The sequence below is a fragment of the Streptomyces sp. HSW2009 genome, from assembly GCF_040240285.1.
Lineage (GTDB): Bacteria > Actinomycetota > Actinomycetes > Streptomycetales > Streptomycetaceae > Streptomyces.
Map to the genome: position 1 here is coordinate 1 of NZ_JBEHZD010000950.1, position 1,612 is coordinate 1,612.

Annotated in this window: 1 protein-coding gene and 1 pseudogene; one reads left to right on the forward strand and one right to left on the reverse strand. The window is 77.1% G+C overall.

Translation table 11 applies throughout. The annotated features are described in order from the left end of the window. Positions 1-304: pseudogene (locus AAHZ94_RS33765) on the reverse strand (hypothetical protein); the annotation flags it as partial. A gap of 444 nt (positions 305-748) precedes the next feature. On the opposite strand from AAHZ94_RS33765, the gene AAHZ94_RS33770 reads away from it, so the two are divergent. Then, positions 749-1,531, forward strand: a complete 783-nt coding sequence (locus AAHZ94_RS33770) for an alpha/beta fold hydrolase (RefSeq protein ID WP_349997510.1) — start codon at positions 749-751, stop codon at positions 1,529-1,531. Positions 1,532-1,612 lie beyond the last annotated feature (81 nt).

The window sequence follows — 1,612 nt, forward strand, 5'->3', positions numbered from 1 at the left end:
GGGGGGGGGCCGGCGGCGGCGGTGGTTGGTCGGCCCCCCCGCGGGGGGCGGCCGCCGCGTGGGGGGCCGCGCCGCGGGTGGGGGGGGCGCCGCCGGCCGAGAACAGCACGATGTCCAGGCCGGAGAAGTCGGCGGTGGCCGCGTCCTCCACGGTGATCTCGGTGTCCTGCCACGGCAGGGTGCGCCCCGCGGAGCGGGCGGAGGCGAACAGCCGCAACTGCTCCACCGGGAACCCGCGCTCGGCGAGCACCCCGCGCATGACCCCGCCGACCTGTCCGGTGGCACCGACGATTCCGATCCTCATGCTGCTCCTTCGCTCATCTGCGCCGCGGGTCGGCGGCGCTCGTACCCGCCGTCCCGGCCGTCGTCCATCTGCACGCTCATGCCCCCGGGCCCCACGCCTACCCGCTGGACGCGGTGAGCTGCCCGGCGTTCGACCGGGTGGATGCGTACGGCCGTGGGAAGTATCTCCCGGCCGCGCGCCGCGCAGGGCGCCGGATGGGCCCCCGCCGGCGGTGAACCCGGTCACGTGCAGGGGCGGGTTCCCGATCCGGGGAACGATCTCGTCCGGCTGCGGCGGCGCTGGCGGCCCGCCGGTGGCCGGGTGGGGCGTGCTGCTCGGGATGCTGGTGGGCGGCCGGTCCACCCGGTTGATCTGGTCCGGCACCTTGCCGGGGCGCCGCGTTGCGGCCACGGTTATGCCCTGCGGGTGTGCCGGGCGCCCGCGGCAGACAGAATCGGAGGCGTCGTGGTTCCCCCCGTTCCGTTCGTACCACCGCACGAGGTCGTGGGAGACGGCCCGCACCGGGTCGTGGCCGTCCACGGCTGGCTGTCGGACCGTGCCGCCTACGCCGCCGTGCTGCCGCACGTCGACCGGCGTGCGTACAGCTACGTCCTTCCTGACCTGCGCGGCTACGGGAAGGCGCGGGAGGTGCCCGGTGCCTACGACACCGCGGAGGCCGCCGCCGACCTGCTGGCCCTCGTCGATCACCTGGGCTGGGACCGCTTCTCCGTCGTCGGGCACTCGATGGGCGGCGCGGTGGCGCAGCGGCTGCTGGCGGCGGCGCCGCACCGGGTGCGGCGGCTGGTGGGGATCGCGCCGGTGCCGGCCAGCGGCGTGCCCCTGTCGGGGGAGCAGTGGGAGCTCTTCGCCGGGGCGGCCGAACACCCACAGCACCGCCGCACGATCATCGACCTGACCACGGGCGGACGCCATCCGGGCGCCTGGCTCGACCTGATGGTGCGGCACTCGGTCGACCACAGCGACCCGGCGGCGCTGCGCGCCTGGCTCGACTCCTGGGCCGGGGAGGACTTCCACGCCCAGATCGAGGGCCTTGAGCTGCCGGTACGGGTGGTGGTCGGACGGCACGACCCGGCGCTGTCGGCCGAGGTGATGCGGGCGACCTGGCTGCGCTGGTACCCCCACGCCGACCTGGTCGAACTCGCCGACGCCGGGCACTACCCGGCCGACGAGACCCCGCACGAACTGGTCCGCACCGTCGAGGAGTTCCTCGGCGCGGACCCGGCGTGACCGCGGCCGGGGGGGGGGGGGGGGGGGGGGGGGGGGGGGGGGGGGGGGGGGGGGGGGGGGGGGGGGGGGGGGGGGGGGGGG